The organism is Planococcus koreensis, from assembly GCF_004761975.1.
GTDB classification, from domain to species: domain Bacteria; phylum Bacillota; class Bacilli; order Bacillales_A; family Planococcaceae; genus Planococcus; species Planococcus koreensis.
In genome coordinates, this window is record NZ_RQII01000019.1 from 38,273 (window position 1) to 53,031 (window position 14,759).

Consider the following 14,759-nt stretch of genomic DNA (forward strand, 5'->3'; position numbering starts at 1 on the left):
GGAATCATTATGGCAGCACAACGGATTTTTATAGTGGAAGACGATTTGAAAATCGCGGCATTGCTGGCGGAAACGCTGCGCAAATACCATTACGAAGTGGAAACTGCGCAGGATTTCGATCGGATTCTTGAAGAATTCGAAGCTTTTGATCCCCATATGGTCTTGCTGGATATCAACTTGCCTTCCTATGACGGCTATTATTGGTGCAGGCAGCTGCGCCAGCAGTCTACTTGCCCAATCCTGTTCATATCGGCGAGGTCTGGGGAAATGGATCAGGTTTTTGCACTTGAAAATGGCGGCGATGATTTCATCACGAAACCTTTTCATTACGAAATCGTCCTTGCAAAAATAAAGAGCCATTTGCGGAGAGCTTACGGCGAATACGCTCCGAAACAGGAAGAACGTTCGGTAAAAGCCGGACGCATCGTTTTGTTTCTTGAGCGCATGGAGCTTCATGTCAAAAACGATATCATTCCGCTGCAGAAAAAAGAATGCACCATCATGGAGCTGCTGCTCGCGCAATATCCAAAAGTGGTGACGCGCGAACAGCTGCTGGAAGAATTATGGGATGACCAGGCGTTTGTCGATGAAAATACCTTAAACGTCAATATGACCCGCGTACGGAAAAAATTGGCGGATTATGGCGTCAAGTCAATGATCGAAACCGTCCGTGGATCGGGCTACCGTTTGCTGATCGACGAGGAGGAATTGTAATGCTGCGGCTGTTCTTTAAAGAGCATGCGGCGTTTATCGTCTTCCAAGCCGCTTTGGTCGCGTTCATCATGGCGCTTTATTGGCTCGACGGATTCCGCAACGTCGATACGGCGATTTACTCATTCGTGATCAGCACGCTGCTCGTGGCCGTTTTCCTGGCAACCCGCTTTTCGAAACGCTACCGCTTTTACCAAAAGATTTTAGCGGTGCCAGACCGGATGGAACACGCGCTGCAGCGCGACGGGAAATCGCCGGAGCAGCTGCAAAGCGAGAAATACATGCAGGAAATCTACCGCCTTTACCAAAACGAGGCGCAGGCGCTTTATGCTTCGCAAAAACGCCATCTGCAATTCATGAACCAATGGGTGCACCAGATGAAAACGCCGTTGTCGGTGATGCAATTATTGCTGCAAGAGCCGGAGGAATTGGACAAGAACAGCGTCCGTGAAGAAGTGGACCGGCTAAAGGCCGGGCTGGATACGGTATTGATGAATGCACGCCTCGATACATTCGAGGAAGATATGCAGATTGAGCAAGTGCAGCTGCGCAGCATCGTTGCCGAAATCGTCAATGAAAACAAGCGGCTGTTCATTTCGAAACGGGTCTACCCGGAAATTGATGTCGACGACAAGTACATCGTGGCGACCGACCGCAAATGGATGAAGTTCATCTTGGGCCAGCTGCTGACGAACGCCTTGAAATACACGTTCGAAAAGGACAAAAAAGTGTATATCAAAGCGGATTGCGTCGATGAAAGCGCGTTGTTGACGATACGCGATGAAGGGATCGGAATTCCCGCGTCGGATTTGCCGCGCGTCACGAAAGCCTTTTTTACAGGCGAAAATGGGCGCAAGACAGGTGAATCGACGGGCATGGGTTTGTATTTGGCAAACGAAGTATGCAAAAAACTAGGGCATCAGCTGATGATCGATTCATCCATCGGCGAAGGAACGGCGGTGTCCATATTATTCCGCAACCAGGATTCCGCAACAGGGGGAAATGACAATGCCGTTATTGAAAATCGAAGAAGTGACGAAAGTGTACGAAGGGAAAGTGACGCACCGCGCGCTCAATCAACTGAGCTTTGAAGTGGAAAAAGGTGAGTTTCTGGCCGTCATGGGACCTTCGGGGAGCGGCAAGACGACGCTGCTGAACTTGATTTCGACAATTGATACGCTGACTGCGGGGGAAATCCTCATCGACGGGGTCGATCCGCACGGTTTGGACAAAAATGAGCTTGCGCTTTTCAGGCGCCATAAACTGGGCTTTATCTTCCAGGATTTCAATTTGCTGCAGATGCTGACCGTCGAAGAGAATATGGTGCTGCCGCTGACGCTCGACTATGTGCCGACCGATGAAATGGCTCGGCGCGTCTTGGAGTTGGCGCGGAAACTCGGCCTTGAATCGCTTCTCCACAAGCGCCCGAACGAAATTTCCGGCGGCGAAGCGCAGCGGACCGCCATCGGCAGGGCGCTCATCCATCATCCTTCGCTTATTCTGGCCGATGAACCGACCGGCAACCTCGATTCGAAAGCGTCGCGTGACGTGCTGGAATTATTGAAAAGCGTCAGCGAAGAAAGCGGTGCGACCATCGTTATGGTCACCCACGATCCGATCGCGGCGAGTTATTGCGACCGCGTGCTGTTCATCAAAGATGGCGAGTTTTTCAATGAAATCTACAGCGACGAGCGCCGCCAAACATTCTATCAGAAAATCCTTAATGTCTTATCCTTGCTGGGAGGGAACGTGAATGACCTTTCGGCAGCTCGCCTACCGTAATGTATTCCGCAACCGCCGAAGCTACGCTGCGTTTTTCTTAGCAAGCGTCTTTTCGGTCATGGTGTTTTTCGTCTATTCCATGTTCATCTTCCATCCGCTGTTCGCAGAAGATGGCCTGCAGCAGCTCGCGGTGCGCGGCATGTTCATCGCGGAAGTGGTGCTTTACATCTTTACGCTGTTTTTCCTGTTTTATTCGATGAGCGCATTTTTGCAGGCGCGTTCAAAAGAGTTCGGTATCCTGATGCACCTGGGAATGACAAAAAAGCAGCTCAATAAATTGATCTTTTTTGAAACGATGATTCTCGGCACGGTTTCAACCGTTGCGGGAATCGCATTGGGCTTCGCATTTTCCAAGTTCTTCTTTATGATTGGCCGTGAAATCATGGAACTTGAAGCGCTGCCTCTTTATGTGTCGTGGAAGCCGTTCGCTTTGACGATCGGTGCATTTGCCAGCCTGTTCATCATCATTTCTTTCGTCAGTGTCGCTTTTGTGCGCACGAAAGGCATATTGGATCTGCTGCAGGGCTATTGGAAAACGGAGGAAATCACGCAAAGTTCCAAATGGCTGTCAGCGCTTGGTTTTGTTTTGCTGGCCATCGCCTACGCTCTTGCTGCGATGGTATCGGACAGCACAGTCTACACGATGGCGTTCATCATCCCGCCGATTGCGACGCTCGGAACCTATCTTTTCTTCACGCATTCCATCCATTCGCTGCTGCAGCTTTATAAGCGCCGGCGAGGCGTGTATTGGCATAAGACCCGGCTGGTGGCGATTGCTGAAGCCTCGGTTAAGCTGAAAGACAGTGCCCAGATGTTCTTTATCGTGACAATCGTTTCGACCGTCGCTTTCCTGACTGTTGGAACGCTTGCTTCGTTCATGTCTTATACAGGCGATTTCCGCGAATCAAATCCGCTCGGCCTCATCTACATTTCATTTAATGGCAATAGCGAGGAGAGGGAGCACGTCGACCGGCTCATTTCCCAATTGGAAGGCAAAGAGTTGGAGTACGATATGGTGCCGCTGATTGTGAAGCGCCAAACTTCGACGCTGTCAGGCAATGATGTCGATATCGTTCGGACATCCGATTTTAACCGCTTGGCGTTGACGCTCGGTTTTAATCCAGTCTATCCACAGAGTGGAGAAGGGATTTTCATCCCTTATTCGCAAGAATCGCTGGAGGAATTGGGCGAAGTCAGCGTGGAAACAAGGCTGATGGAAAGCGACATCGATTTATCAATTGATGAAGTTTATCCCCATGTCATGTTTCCGGTCAATACTGTGAACTTTAACAGCATTGTCGTCAACGACTCTGATTATGCCGCAATCGATGAACCGCTGGCCGGTTTCGGCGACGGGGAATCGACGTTCACGTATTATGCGTTTGATATCCCGGACTGGGAGGAAACGGTCAGCGTGGGCAAAGAATTGACCGGCATCATGCAGCAAGCAGTTGTGCAGGAGGATTTCCGTGATTTGAATTTCTTCTTCGTCAATCCAGGGGAAGATTACCGCCTGTTTAAATCGTCATTCGCCATCCTGCTGTTCATCGGCGTGATGGTAGCTGCAGTCTTCTTGCTGGCTGCGGGCAGTTTCATTTATTTTAAATTGTACACTGGGCTGGAGCGGGACCGCAGGCAGTATTCGCTGTTGGTGAGGCTTGGTATGACGGAAAAAGAGCTGGGTAAAATCGTCAACCGGCAGCTTATGCCGCAATTTTTCCTGCCGTGGGGTGTTGCGCTGCTGCATAGCACGTTCGCCTTCATTTCGCTGCAGGTGGTATGGGATGAATTTGCGGAATTGTCGATTCTCGGTGAAATGGTGTTTGTGCTGAGCGGTTTCACGATTGCCCAAATTCTCTATTTTTTCTTGATCCGCTGGCGTTATATCGAACATCTTCGAGCATCGTAAATTTTACGATGCTTGTTGTATTGTCTGAAGATTTCTTTTATAATGAAAACAGCGTCAATAATGAATGAGGATTCATTCAACATGAAAGAGGGATGGGAAATGAATTTAGTGAAGAGCGTCCATGAAATCTCACTGCAAAATCCGGGTAAAACCGCGTATCACTTTATGGGGAAAGATACATCGTACCAAGAATTTGACGGGTCGGTCGCGAAATTCGCAGGCGCGCTCCAATCGCTTGGGATCCGAAAAGGGGACCATGTAGGATTCTTGCTGAGCAATACACCGCATTTCATGATTGCCTTATACGCAACGATGCGCGTAGGCGCTACAGCTGTGCCGATCAACCCTATCTACACGCCAGATGAAATCGCTTACATCGTGAAAGACAGTGATGCCAAGGCAGTCATTGCACTTGATGCATTGTTGCCGCTGGTTGAAAAAGCGCATGGAGCGCTGCCGTCGGTTGAAGCGTATATCATCTGCGAAACCGACCCATCCGCGGCCGAGAAAATGGCTCAATTGCCGGATGCGATCAAACCGAAAGTACATTCGTTCACCCAGCTCTTGATGGCCTCTCCGGCATTCGAAGGTTCCGCCGAGTTGCAAGGCGATGATGTAGCCGTCATCCTTTATACATCCGGCACGACTGGGAAACCGAAAGGCGCAATGCTGACGCACGAAAACCTTTACTCGAATGCGCGTGATATCGGCGATTACCTGCAAATGAATACTGACGACCGCATCGTTGCGACATTGCCGGTATTCCATGTTTTTGCGTTAACGGTTGTCGTCAACGCACCGCTATTGATCGGCGCCACCATTATCCTGGTGCCGCGCTTCAATCCCGCGGAAGTATTCGAAACGATCAAATCGCAGCGCGCGACTGTATTTGCCGGCGTGCCGACTATGTACAATTTCATGTACCAATACCCGCAAGCGAAAACCGAAGACTTTGCGACGGTGCGCTTAGCGATTTCCGGCGGTTCTGCCTTGCCGGTAGCGCTGCTGCATAATTTCGAGGACAAATTCCAAGTGCGCGTGTCCGAAGGCTACGGCTTGTCGGAAGCTTCACCAGTCACGTGTTTCAATCCGATTGACCGCGACCGCAAAGCAGGCTCGATCGGCACATCGATCGTCAACGTCGAAAACAAAGTGGTCAATGAACTTGGCGAAGAAGTGCCTGTAGGAGAAGTGGGGGAATTGATCGTCCGCGGCCCGAACGTTATGAAAGGCTATTACAAGCTGCCGGAAGAAACGGCTGCCGCGCTGCGCGATGGCTGGCTTTACACTGGTGATCTAGCAAAAGTGGACGAAGAAGGTTATTTTTATATTGTCGACCGCAAAAAAGACATGATTATTGTCGGCGGCTTTAACGTCTATCCGCGCGAAGTTGAAGAAGTGCTGTTCGCGCATCCGGGCATTGTAGAAGCGGCAGTTGTCGGTTTGCCGGATCCGAATTTCGGCGAAAGCGTCAACGCTTATGTTGTACTGAAAGACGCTTCACTGACGCCAGCGGACCTTGAAGCTTATTGCGCCGAGCATTTGGCGAAATACAAAGTGCCGCGCCATTTTGAAATCCTTGAAGAGTTGCCGAAAAACACGACCGGCAAAATTCTTCGCCGTTCGCTGAAAGACCAAGCAATGAGCAAATAACGATTCAAGCGGTCCGGGCCAATTCAGCCCGAGCCGCTTTTTTATTGTCCAGCACACAGCGGTATCGGTTTGATTGAAAAGACTGACATTTTTACTTATAGTAGAAGAGCAACTATTACGTTTTTCGAAATAAATCGACAGGGGGATTTTACATATGAAAAAGGCAGTCGAAATAAAAGACTTAACGAAATTAGCATCGGTGACCGACCCGCATATCTCGCCGGATGGCACGCAGCTGTTATTTGTCCGTACGGAGATGGATGAGGAAAACAATACGTACGTGGCGCATCTTTTTCATGGTGACCTGGCAAGCGGGAAAATCACGCAATGGACGCACGGCAACGAACGCGTGTCATCGCCCGCTTGGTCGGAAAACGGAGAAATGCTTGCTTTTTTATCAACAAGAGACGATAAAAACCAGCTTTATGTAATGCCAGCGACAGGCGGAGAGGCGCGTGCGTTGACCGAATTTGAAAAAGGCGTCAATTCATTCCGCTGGTCGCCTTGCGGCAATAAAATCTGGTTTGATGCGATGGTGAAAGACGGCAAGTCATTTGCCGATAAAGAGGACAAGGAAGACGGCAAAGACGGCAAGAAGCATCCTGAGCCGGTATTTGTCAGCAACATGAAATACAAGATGGATGGCATGGGTTTGGTGCCGCAGGATGAGCATCGCCAAATCGGTTCGATCGATGTTGAATCGAAAAGAGTTGTGCAATTAACTTCTGGCAAGTTCCATTATAATTTGGAAGCTGTTTCGCATGACGGCTCGAAATTGGCGTATGGCGTGGTGCGGGAAGAGAATCTCGATTTCGTGTTCCGCCAGCCGCTTTATTTATATGACATCGAATCTGAGGTGGAAACGGCAGTGGCTGATGGAGACGGCTCTTTCGATGGAGCCGCTTTCTCGTTCGACGACGCAAAGCTTGCTTATATCAGCAGCACACGCCAGTTCGAAAACGCGACACACACGGAGGTGTCCGTCTACGACATCGCCTCGAAGACCAGCATGTGCCTGACAGAAGGCATCGACGCACCGGTCGGCGATTACGTCGTGGCCGACCATCAACAAGGCGCTGCAGCACCCGCAGTTGTCTGGACGAAAGATGATCATTTATATTTCCAGGTGTCGACGATGGGGGATGTCCGGCTATATTTCGCATCTCTTGACGGAGCGGTCTATCCGGCATCTCCTGAAATGGAACATGTATATGGCTTTGATGTGGACCGCAGCGGCGAGTTCGCAGTTGCAGCAATCAGCAATCCGGTCAATCCAGGGGAATTGTATAAGCTGACGATCGCCACCGGTGAACGTGAAGCTTTGACCGCTTTCAATAACTCTTATTTAGAGGACACGGAATTGATCATGCCCGAATCAATCGTTGCGGAAGGGGCAGATGGATGGCCTGTCCACGGCTGGCTGATGAAACCGCGCGGCTTTGCCGAAGGCGAAAAATATCCGCTTGTCGTCAATATCCACGGCGGCCCACATGCGATGTACGCCAATACGTTTGTCCACGAAATGCAGCTGCTCGCAGCCCGCGGATTCGGCGTGCTGTATGTCAACCCGCGCGGCAGCCATGGCTATAACCAGCACTTTGTCGACGCGGTGCGCGGCGACTACGGCGGCGGCGACTACGAAGATATCATGAAATCGCTTGAATCCGTCATTGCGGAAAACCCGTGGATTGACACCGAGCGCTTGGGCGTGACAGGCGGAAGCTACGGCGGATTTATGACAAATTGGATTGTCAGCCGGACAAACCGTTTTAAAGCGGCTGTCACACAGCGCTCGATTTCGAACTGGGTCTCATTTTTCGGTGTTTCGGATATCGGCTATTATTTCAGCCCTTGGCAGATCGGTGCGGATGTGGGCGATGTCAATAAATTATGGGACCATTCTCCGTTGAAATACGCGGCGGATGTGGAGACGCCATTATTGATTTTGCATTCGGAAAATGACTACCGCTGCCCGATTGAACAATCGGAACAATTGTATGTCACGCTTAAAAGCCTGGGCAAAGAAACCGAGTTTATCCGTTTCCCGGAAGCCGACCATAATTTGTCGCGCACTGGCAAACCGAACCTGCGCTTTGTGCGCCTCGAGCAAATTGCCGGTTGGATGGAAAAGCATTTAGTCTGACAGAACTTAATACGAGAAAAGAAAGAGCCGGAAAACACCCGAACTTCTGTGGGTGTTTCCGGCTTTTTTCGTTTTCCGATTAGCCTGATTTTTATAAGGCAAGAAGGGAGAGCCAAAAAATATGAAGCAGCAAAATGAGCGAGTACAGCGTATTTGCAGAAATGAAGAAGTACCGCCAGAGGCGCGATTGGATGGCAACGAATGGCGTGAATAGAAACCCGGAAAGGCATAGCGAAAGCAGGACCTTGATTGCCAAAATAACACCAGGGGAGAACGAGCTCAATAATGGATTGGCTTCGGTGATAAAGCCCGATGTGATTCCAAAGAACGTCAGCAATCCATCTGCGGCATTTAAAATGGCGAGTGCGCAGACGTGATTTTTTAATGGCGTGCTGTGTTTAGCCGCAATCATATTTCACCTCCATTTTCTGCATGCATCATGTTGTCCGGATGTTCTGTTGTTAATAAGAAATACCCGTTTTCCTATCATCTACACTTACATTTGAACTATTGTTATTTAATTATTCAAAAAATATAAATTAAGAGTAGTTCTTTTTACTCTATTTTGATAAAAGAGCCGTATAAAAAAGCATTCCGCAGTAGCGGAATGCTTCATACTGGAGACAAAATCTAATCAAGATGAATAACTGTGTATACCTCAACCGTTCTGGCCACTTCGCTTTCCGTGGGCTCAGCTTCAGTCTCCTCGTCACTGGAAAACCTTGCTCCTGCATCGCTGCGCTAGCTTCGTCGCAAAGACTTGGGCGAAGACCTTTCGCCCAAGTCTTGTCTGCGGGGTCTTCAGCCTTCGCTGTCCCACAGGAGTCTTCGTGGCCAGACCGGCTGTTAGTATGTGGCTCTCATTAAAGAGAGTAACCAACTACTCCGCTTTTCGTAAGCAATTCTCTCAAGGGTTCGGAGCGCAATGCGGCGAAGGGCAAATATGTGCTCCTGTCTCTGCATCGCTGCGCTAGCTTCGAGACATTGAAGTTCGTTGCATCGCTGCGCTAGCTTCGTCGCAAAGACCCTGTCCGAACTTCTTTCGGACACGATCTTTCCTGCGAAAGAACGGAGTGATGAGACCCGCAGGAAACGAGGTTTGAAGAACCTCGTTTAACCGGCATTAAATCTGAGTTGACATGAAGTGGGAAAGAATCAACATGTACTAGAGATAAATCAACATGCATTGCTTGGAATTTAACCGCCACCAGCAAAAGGAGGGATCGGCATAAAAAAAGACTGCAGGCAAATTCGATTTTCTCGAATTTGCCTGCAGTCTGGAAACGCCTCAGAGTGGGGCATTTTGTTTTTTAGTGTGCAGCGCCATCTCGATGAAAAATTTTATTTCTTCATCGAATTCTTGTATGTGCTGCCGTTCGGCTTTGAAGCCTGTTGCATACTTGATTTTATTGCGCTGTTCTTCCGGCAGCAAATTATTGATCCACAGCTCGGCTACAGCGGCCGGTTTCTGCGGTGTCAGCGCTGCCAGCTCCGCAGCCAGTTTTTCCCGCTGCCCCGTTGCTCCGCTGCAAATTGTGATGAAGGAATAATCCGTCAGGTTCGCTTTTTCCTTTTTAATGAAAGTACGCATCGGCGCGGCGATTTTTCCTGCCCATACTGGGGCAAGTAAAATGACCGGCCCGTAGTCTTTGACATCGAAATCGACAGGGGCGAGCCGCGAATCGCGTTTTACCAGAAAATCGATGAAAATGGAAAAGCTTTTGCGTTTTTTCCGTTCGGTGATTTCGTACATTGGGCATCCGATCCTGTCGCGCAATTCAGCAGCCAGCTTTGCATTGTTTCCGGAATGGGAGTAATAGACAATCAATGGTTTCATGGCTTTCCCTCCTGTGCTATGGCTAATGGCGTGTAGCGGTATGGAAAGGCGGCAGCAGCGTCCAATCGATCTATTATTTTCCTTTGAAAACAGGTTTGCGTTTTTCGCCGAATGCCAGCAGCGCTTCGACACGGTCTTCGGTCGGGATCGTCATTTCGTACGCTTTGCGTTCGATGTGGAGACCGGTCTGCAAGTCGGCGTTCATGCCGTTCTTGATGGCGAACTTCGCTTGCTGAAGGGCAATTGGCCCATTCGCCAGCATCATGTCAGCGAACTCGCCAGTCACTTGGATCAACTCACTGCGCGGCGCCACTTTCGTTGCAATGCCGTAAGCGAGCGCTTCATCGGCTTTCAGGCGCCGTGCCGTCAAAATCAATTCCAATGCTTTCGCTTCGCCGATCAAACGAGGCAGGCGTTGTGTGCCGCCGGCTCCGGGGATGATGGCCAAGCTCGTTTCGGTCAGGCCGAGCAATGTATCATCCGCGACAATGCGGAAATCACACGCCAGCGCAAGTTCCATGCCGCCGCCGAACGCGAAGCCGTTGATCATGGCAATCGTTGGCTGGGGCAAATTCTCGATTGCCGAAAAGACTTCACCGATTTTGTAGATGTTGCGTTTTACATGCTGTTCGGTCAGCGTCTTCCGTTCTTTTAAATCAGCGCCTACACTGAATGCTTTTTCTCCTGCGCCTGTAAATACCACAAGGCGGATGTCCGGATTGATGCGGATGGCTTCGACCACTTGGCCAAGCTCCGCGAGCATATCGTAATTGAAAGCGTTCATGGAATCAGGGCGGTTCAGCGTGATGAACGCCAGGTTCCCTTGTTGTTCGTAATGAATTGTGTCCATTTTTCTCCCCCTTAAAGTGTTTCCTTCTGCTAAAAACATACCATTTTTTGGACTATTGCGCTATCCCGCTCTATAATTAAGCGCAGAGAGGGGGACGCGCATTAATGAATCAGTTTTCATTCATTCGCATATATCGCATTGTCTTCATGGCCGTTAAATTTTATACACAAGCTACGTTGTTCCAACGGCGCCACCGAGGCGCCTGGAATCCTCTCGTGGAGGAGAAATGGAACACCCTGGTAACGAAACAAGCGAAACAATACAAAACTTTGGCGCTGAAACTTGGCGGTCTAATGATCAAGATGGGGCAATTCCTGTCAACTCGGGCCGATATCATGCCAAAGTCTTTCCTCGAAGAACTGGAGGGATTGACGGATCGTGTGCCGTCAGTGGAACGTGAGAAAATCATTTCTGTCTTGGAGACAGAATGGAATTCGCCTTATTCCAGCTATTTGGCGGAACTGTCCGAAGGGGCTGTCGCTTCCGCATCTATTGGAGAAGTCTATAAAGGAACGTTGAAAGACGGCACAGTCGTGGCCGTGAAAATCCAGCGGCCCGGAACCGAGAAATTGCTGCGGGCAGACTTCCAGGCGATGCGCATCGTCATCTGGTTTATGAAGACTTTTACGCCGCTTTCCAAGCAAATCAATTTTACGCAGCTTTTCGGGGAAATGACCGAAACGATTGGTGCGGAATTGAACTTCCTTCAGGAACTGCAAAGCGGCCGTGCGTTTGCGGACCGTTTTTCGGAAATGGACGGCATCCGTTTCCCCGTCTATTTTGATGATTTGTCGACGCGCCGCGTCCTTGTCATGGAATGGATCGAAGGGGCACGCATTACCGACTTGGCGTTTATTGAAAAACACGGGCTTGACCGCCATGAAATCGCGGAGCGGCTGTTCATCCTGTTTCTCGAACAGATTTTGTACGGCGGCCAATTCCACGCCGATCCGCATGGTGGAAACATTTTGCTGAAGCCTGACGGCACGATTGTGCTGATCGATTTCGGCATGACGGGCACAATCACGGCCGCTGATTCCCAAGCCGTTTTGCGGATTGCAGAAGGCATCATCTTCAAAAACTACGAATTGGTCCTTGATGCGCTTGAAGAGCTGCGGTTCCTATTGCCGCAAGCGAACCGCGAGCTTTTGGCCGATACGATTTCCCGATTGGTCGCTGCTTATGAATCAGACGAGCTGATGCAGATGGACAGCTTTGTCGTGGAGCGGCTGTTCAAGGACATGCAAAACATCGTCCGGACACAGCCTGTACAGCTGCCAGCTGAGTTTGCATTCTTCGGGCGCGCGGCTTCAATCTTTGTCGGCGTGCTCAACGTCCTGGATCCCGGGATTGACCTATTGGCATTGGCGCGGCCTCGTGTTCTGGAATGGGCATCGACCCAAAAAGAAGGCAAGCCTGTCTTCGGCAAAAGCGATGTACTGCGCTGGGTGCTCAACGCATCGGGTCCATTCCGGGTGCTGCCGCAGAAAGTCATCAGTTATTTGGAAGAGCCGGAGCGCATGCGCCATTACATCGAAAATCGCGACGGACGCAATCGCCAGCATGAGCGCGATTTGCAAAGCCGCATGTTTGCCGGCATCTTCACCATCCTGTCGTTCACCGGCATCTCGGTGTCGGTGTGGTTCTGGCATGAGCCGTTCATGTGGGTGTCTTCCGGATTTTTCGTCGGTTCATTATGGATTTATCGTTCAATTAAATGAAAAGAGCTGTCCGGAATTCTGCAAAACAGAATTCCGGACAGCTCTTTTTTTTCATGGCAAGACCGTATGTATAAGTTGAACTAAAGAAGTATCATATTGAAAATCGCTTCGGACGCTTTGGGAAGGGCAAAGACGATTGCTCCTGCGCAAGCTCGTCGCAAAGAAGTTGCCAAAAGTATTTGGCACTCCTTGGCTCTCGCAATGAGACGACATGAACACTCGTCTCATTGCTTCGCCTAGCCCCTTGACGCGCCTCCGCTAAGATATCTCTCGATATGGAGCAAAACAGCGAAGAAAACCGTACTGCTCCTGCAGTACTGCGCACTTCGTCGCAAAGACTTGGCCTCGCTAGTTCGGCCAATGTCTTGCCTGCGGGAAAGCGAGATAGCCGAGACCCCGCAAGGAGCAAAGCGACTGAGGAGGCTTGGTGCTCGCCCGCGGCAAGCGTAGCTGTTTTGCGGAATATCGATTATGAATATTCATTAGTTCAACTTATATAGGTGAATATCGTAGAAAGGATTATTTAACACAGGCTATTGCAATTTCCTGAAATGGCGCTAAAATTAAAAATAAGAACAAACGTTCCCTTTTTGAGGAGGTGCTAAGAATGCCGTTAATCTCACAAGAGGAAATCGTCTATTTTGAAAAAGCGATGTATTTGCCGATGGTGCTGATCATTTTGGAGCGCGACCGTGCATTATTCGAACAGGGTTCTTTTAAATTGAAGAGGCCATACGTTGAATTGGTGGATGGAGCGATTCGGAAAGTTCAGAAGGAGCTGAAGGAAACGAACATCCATATGCGCAAGCAGCATATGAAAATGCTGAAGGGGACAGGCGATGACACCTTTACTGAATATGTCTTTTACCATGGGGGCTACGAAGATCACAGGCGCTATTTGAATTTGCGCCTACGCAATCAAGTGGAGGAGCTGCTGCGAATCTATTTGGCGATGGCCCACCGGGAGATTTAACCAGGGCCGCCAGCCGCAAAATGGACGATAACTGAAGTTTCGGCGGTCAATCCATCGGATGCTGAGCGCGGGGCGGATATCGCCGCTTCGTCAAATAGACCATCTGCTGTTTATGGATTTGCTGGGAATTCCTGAAAAAGCGGCGCAGCGAACCGGCAAACGAATGCTGGTTTCTGAGGGCGATGGGCGAGACGTCAAGCGGTACGCTGATGCCGTTGCTCAAGTGCACAAGGCTTCCTTTAATCGTGTCTTCACTGTCGATCAACTCGACCGCATCAAAATTGAACCAAACAGAATCGCGGTTCTTCGGTGAATGGGTAGGAAAGAAAATGAGCGGGCTGCCGTAATATTCCCCGATGATGACAGGTGGCTTATGTTTGACCCGGATCGCTTTCTGGGAATAGAGGGTGGCGCTTTCGAGGGATCCCCTGTAAAATCTGCACGAAGAGCTGATGATTTTATAGACGGATTCCTCTACGATGAATTCGCTGCGGTCTTCAATGACCCGCGTCCAGTTTCTATGGCCGTCAATATACGGCAAAAGTGCATAGGTATTGCTGCACACCGTATATGATAAGAGCTGATGATTCTTTTTGCTCATGTATTATACACCCCTCAAATTTACTATACATATAACATTATAAGGAAAAAATGCAAATTAGCAAAGGCTTTGCGGAGTAAAATAAAATATATTCTATTTCATTAGAATTTTCAAAAAACGATTGTTCTTTGCAAAATTATATTGTATACTAATGAAAAGCATTCGGGGTGATGAAGAATGGAAAACTATTATTCTTACGCTGATTTCATGAAAGCGATGGCTCAAACAAAGAAAGCGACTGAAGCGGAAAAACTTCTGAACGATATCTACCTGGATTTATTCCTGAAGCATGTTCACCGCTCTCAGCAAGAAGAACAGCTGATGAACCTCATCGACGAAGCCCTGGACAATAACGACCGTGAAGCATTCAACACGTATAGCGAACAATTGAAGACATTAAAACACGAAGAAGAATGAGCAAGCAGCTTTCTAATAGAATAAGATTCAAAAATGCATCGGACTCAGTCCGATGCATTTTTTTGCGTTTTAGGGCAACGAAGGTGCTCTGCAAAGGAGAATAGATTCTTCTATGCACCATTGAAGATTCAAAAGAAATAGCGAAAAAACATATGTTCGCTT

The 14,759-nt window shown here is 49.3% G+C and carries 13 protein-coding genes; 9 read left to right on the forward strand and 4 right to left on the reverse strand.

Going from position 1 to position 14,759, the window contains the following annotated elements:
- Window positions 1-9: 9 nt before the first annotated feature.
- The 6 genes from EGV91_RS04300 (at window position 10) to EGV91_RS04325 (ending at window position 8,198) form a co-directional block, all read left to right on the forward strand.
- Window positions 10-714: a response regulator transcription factor gene (locus EGV91_RS04300; protein WP_135501009.1), complete on the forward strand. Its 705-nt coding sequence runs from the start codon at window positions 10-12 to the stop codon at window positions 712-714.
- Window positions 714-1,802: a sensor histidine kinase gene (locus EGV91_RS04305; protein ID WP_135501011.1), complete on the forward strand. Its 1,089-nt coding sequence runs from the start codon at window positions 714-716 to the stop codon at window positions 1,800-1,802. Before EGV91_RS04300 ends, EGV91_RS04305 begins: the two co-directional genes overlap by 1 nt.
- Window positions 1,720-2,493 carry an ABC transporter ATP-binding protein gene (locus EGV91_RS04310; RefSeq protein ID WP_135501013.1) on the forward strand — a complete coding sequence of 258 codons (774 nt, stop codon included), beginning with the start codon at window positions 1,720-1,722 and terminating at the stop codon, window positions 2,491-2,493. Before EGV91_RS04305 ends, EGV91_RS04310 begins: the two co-directional genes overlap by 83 nt.
- Window positions 2,465-4,402 (forward strand): FtsX-like permease family protein, encoded by a 1,938-nt coding sequence (locus EGV91_RS04315; protein ID WP_135501015.1) that lies wholly within the window; start codon window positions 2,465-2,467, stop codon window positions 4,400-4,402. Before EGV91_RS04310 ends, EGV91_RS04315 begins: the two co-directional genes overlap by 29 nt.
- Before the next feature lie 99 nt (window positions 4,403-4,501).
- On the forward strand, window positions 4,502-6,055 hold the full coding sequence (locus EGV91_RS04320) for a fatty acid--CoA ligase family protein (protein WP_135501017.1): 1,554 nt from the start codon (window positions 4,502-4,504) through the stop codon (window positions 6,053-6,055).
- A gap of 154 nt (window positions 6,056-6,209) precedes the next feature.
- A complete protein-coding gene (locus EGV91_RS04325; protein WP_135501019.1) occupies window positions 6,210-8,198 on the forward strand; it encodes a S9 family peptidase in 1,989 nt (662 codons plus the stop codon).
- A 91-nt stretch (window positions 8,199-8,289) separates the two neighbouring features.
- Here the strand turns inward: EGV91_RS04325 and EGV91_RS04330 are convergent, their stop codons facing one another.
- The 3 genes from EGV91_RS04330 to EGV91_RS04340 all read right to left on the reverse strand — a co-directional run bounded on the left by EGV91_RS04330 (window position 8,290) and on the right by EGV91_RS04340 (window position 10,885).
- Window positions 8,290-8,610: a DUF5658 family protein gene (locus EGV91_RS04330; protein WP_135501021.1), complete on the reverse strand. Its 321-nt coding sequence runs from the start codon at window positions 8,608-8,610 to the stop codon at window positions 8,290-8,292.
- Window positions 8,611-9,486: 876 nt separating this feature from the next.
- On the reverse strand, window positions 9,487-10,035 hold the full coding sequence (locus EGV91_RS04335) for a flavodoxin family protein (protein ID WP_135501023.1): 549 nt from the start codon (window positions 10,033-10,035) through the stop codon (window positions 9,487-9,489).
- A gap of 73 nt (window positions 10,036-10,108) precedes the next feature.
- Window positions 10,109-10,885, reverse strand: coding sequence for an enoyl-CoA hydratase-related protein (locus tag EGV91_RS04340; protein WP_135501025.1), 777 nt, complete (start codon window positions 10,883-10,885; stop codon window positions 10,109-10,111).
- A gap of 104 nt (window positions 10,886-10,989) precedes the next feature.
- On the opposite strand from EGV91_RS04340, the gene EGV91_RS04345 reads away from it, so the two are divergent.
- Both EGV91_RS04345 and EGV91_RS04350 read left to right on the forward strand, forming a co-directional pair.
- On the forward strand, window positions 10,990-12,606 hold the full coding sequence (locus EGV91_RS04345; protein WP_135501027.1) for an ABC1 kinase family protein: 1,617 nt from the start codon (window positions 10,990-10,992) through the stop codon (window positions 12,604-12,606).
- Between the two features lie 607 nt (window positions 12,607-13,213).
- Entirely contained in the window at window positions 13,214-13,579 is a 366-nt protein-coding gene (locus tag EGV91_RS04350; RefSeq protein WP_135501029.1) for a YhjD family protein, read from the forward strand.
- A 46-nt stretch (window positions 13,580-13,625) separates the two neighbouring features.
- On the opposite strand, the gene EGV91_RS04355 is transcribed toward EGV91_RS04350, so the two are convergent.
- Window positions 13,626-14,180 carry a competence protein ComK gene (locus EGV91_RS04355; RefSeq protein ID WP_135501031.1) on the reverse strand — a complete coding sequence of 185 codons (555 nt, stop codon included), beginning with the start codon at window positions 14,178-14,180 and terminating at the stop codon, window positions 13,626-13,628.
- A gap of 177 nt (window positions 14,181-14,357) precedes the next feature.
- Between EGV91_RS04355 and EGV91_RS04360 the strand changes: the two genes are divergently transcribed.
- Window positions 14,358-14,597 (forward strand): IDEAL domain-containing protein, encoded by a 240-nt coding sequence (locus EGV91_RS04360; RefSeq protein WP_135501033.1) that lies wholly within the window; start codon window positions 14,358-14,360, stop codon window positions 14,595-14,597.
- The last annotated feature ends 162 nt before the right edge of the window (window positions 14,598-14,759 follow it).

Coding starts and splice junctions, on each gene's coding strand:
- EGV91_RS04300 (WP_135501009.1), top strand. CDS start 10: ATGGCAGCACAACGGATTTTTATAGTGGAAGACGATTTGAAAATCGCG.
- EGV91_RS04305 (WP_135501011.1), top strand. CDS start 714: ATGCTGCGGCTGTTCTTTAAAGAGCATGCGGCGTTTATCGTCTTCCAA.
- EGV91_RS04310 (WP_135501013.1), top strand. CDS start 1,720: ATGCCGTTATTGAAAATCGAAGAAGTGACGAAAGTGTACGAAGGGAAA.
- EGV91_RS04315 (WP_135501015.1), top strand. CDS start 2,465: ATGACCTTTCGGCAGCTCGCCTACCGTAATGTATTCCGCAACCGCCGA.
- EGV91_RS04320 (WP_135501017.1), top strand. CDS start 4,502: ATGAATTTAGTGAAGAGCGTCCATGAAATCTCACTGCAAAATCCGGGT.
- EGV91_RS04325 (WP_135501019.1), top strand. CDS start 6,210: ATGAAAAAGGCAGTCGAAATAAAAGACTTAACGAAATTAGCATCGGTG.
- EGV91_RS04330 (WP_135501021.1), bottom strand. CDS start 8,610: ATGATTGCGGCTAAACACAGCACGCCATTAAAAAATCACGTCTGCGCA.
- EGV91_RS04335 (WP_135501023.1), bottom strand. CDS start 10,035: ATGAAACCATTGATTGTCTATTACTCCCATTCCGGAAACAATGCAAAG.
- EGV91_RS04340 (WP_135501025.1), bottom strand. CDS start 10,885: ATGGACACAATTCATTACGAACAACAAGGGAACCTGGCGTTCATCACG.
- EGV91_RS04345 (WP_135501027.1), top strand. CDS start 10,990: ATGAATCAGTTTTCATTCATTCGCATATATCGCATTGTCTTCATGGCC.
- EGV91_RS04350 (WP_135501029.1), top strand. CDS start 13,214: ATGCCGTTAATCTCACAAGAGGAAATCGTCTATTTTGAAAAAGCGATG.
- EGV91_RS04355 (WP_135501031.1), bottom strand. CDS start 14,180: ATGAGCAAAAAGAATCATCAGCTCTTATCATATACGGTGTGCAGCAAT.
- EGV91_RS04360 (WP_135501033.1), top strand. CDS start 14,358: ATGGAAAACTATTATTCTTACGCTGATTTCATGAAAGCGATGGCTCAA.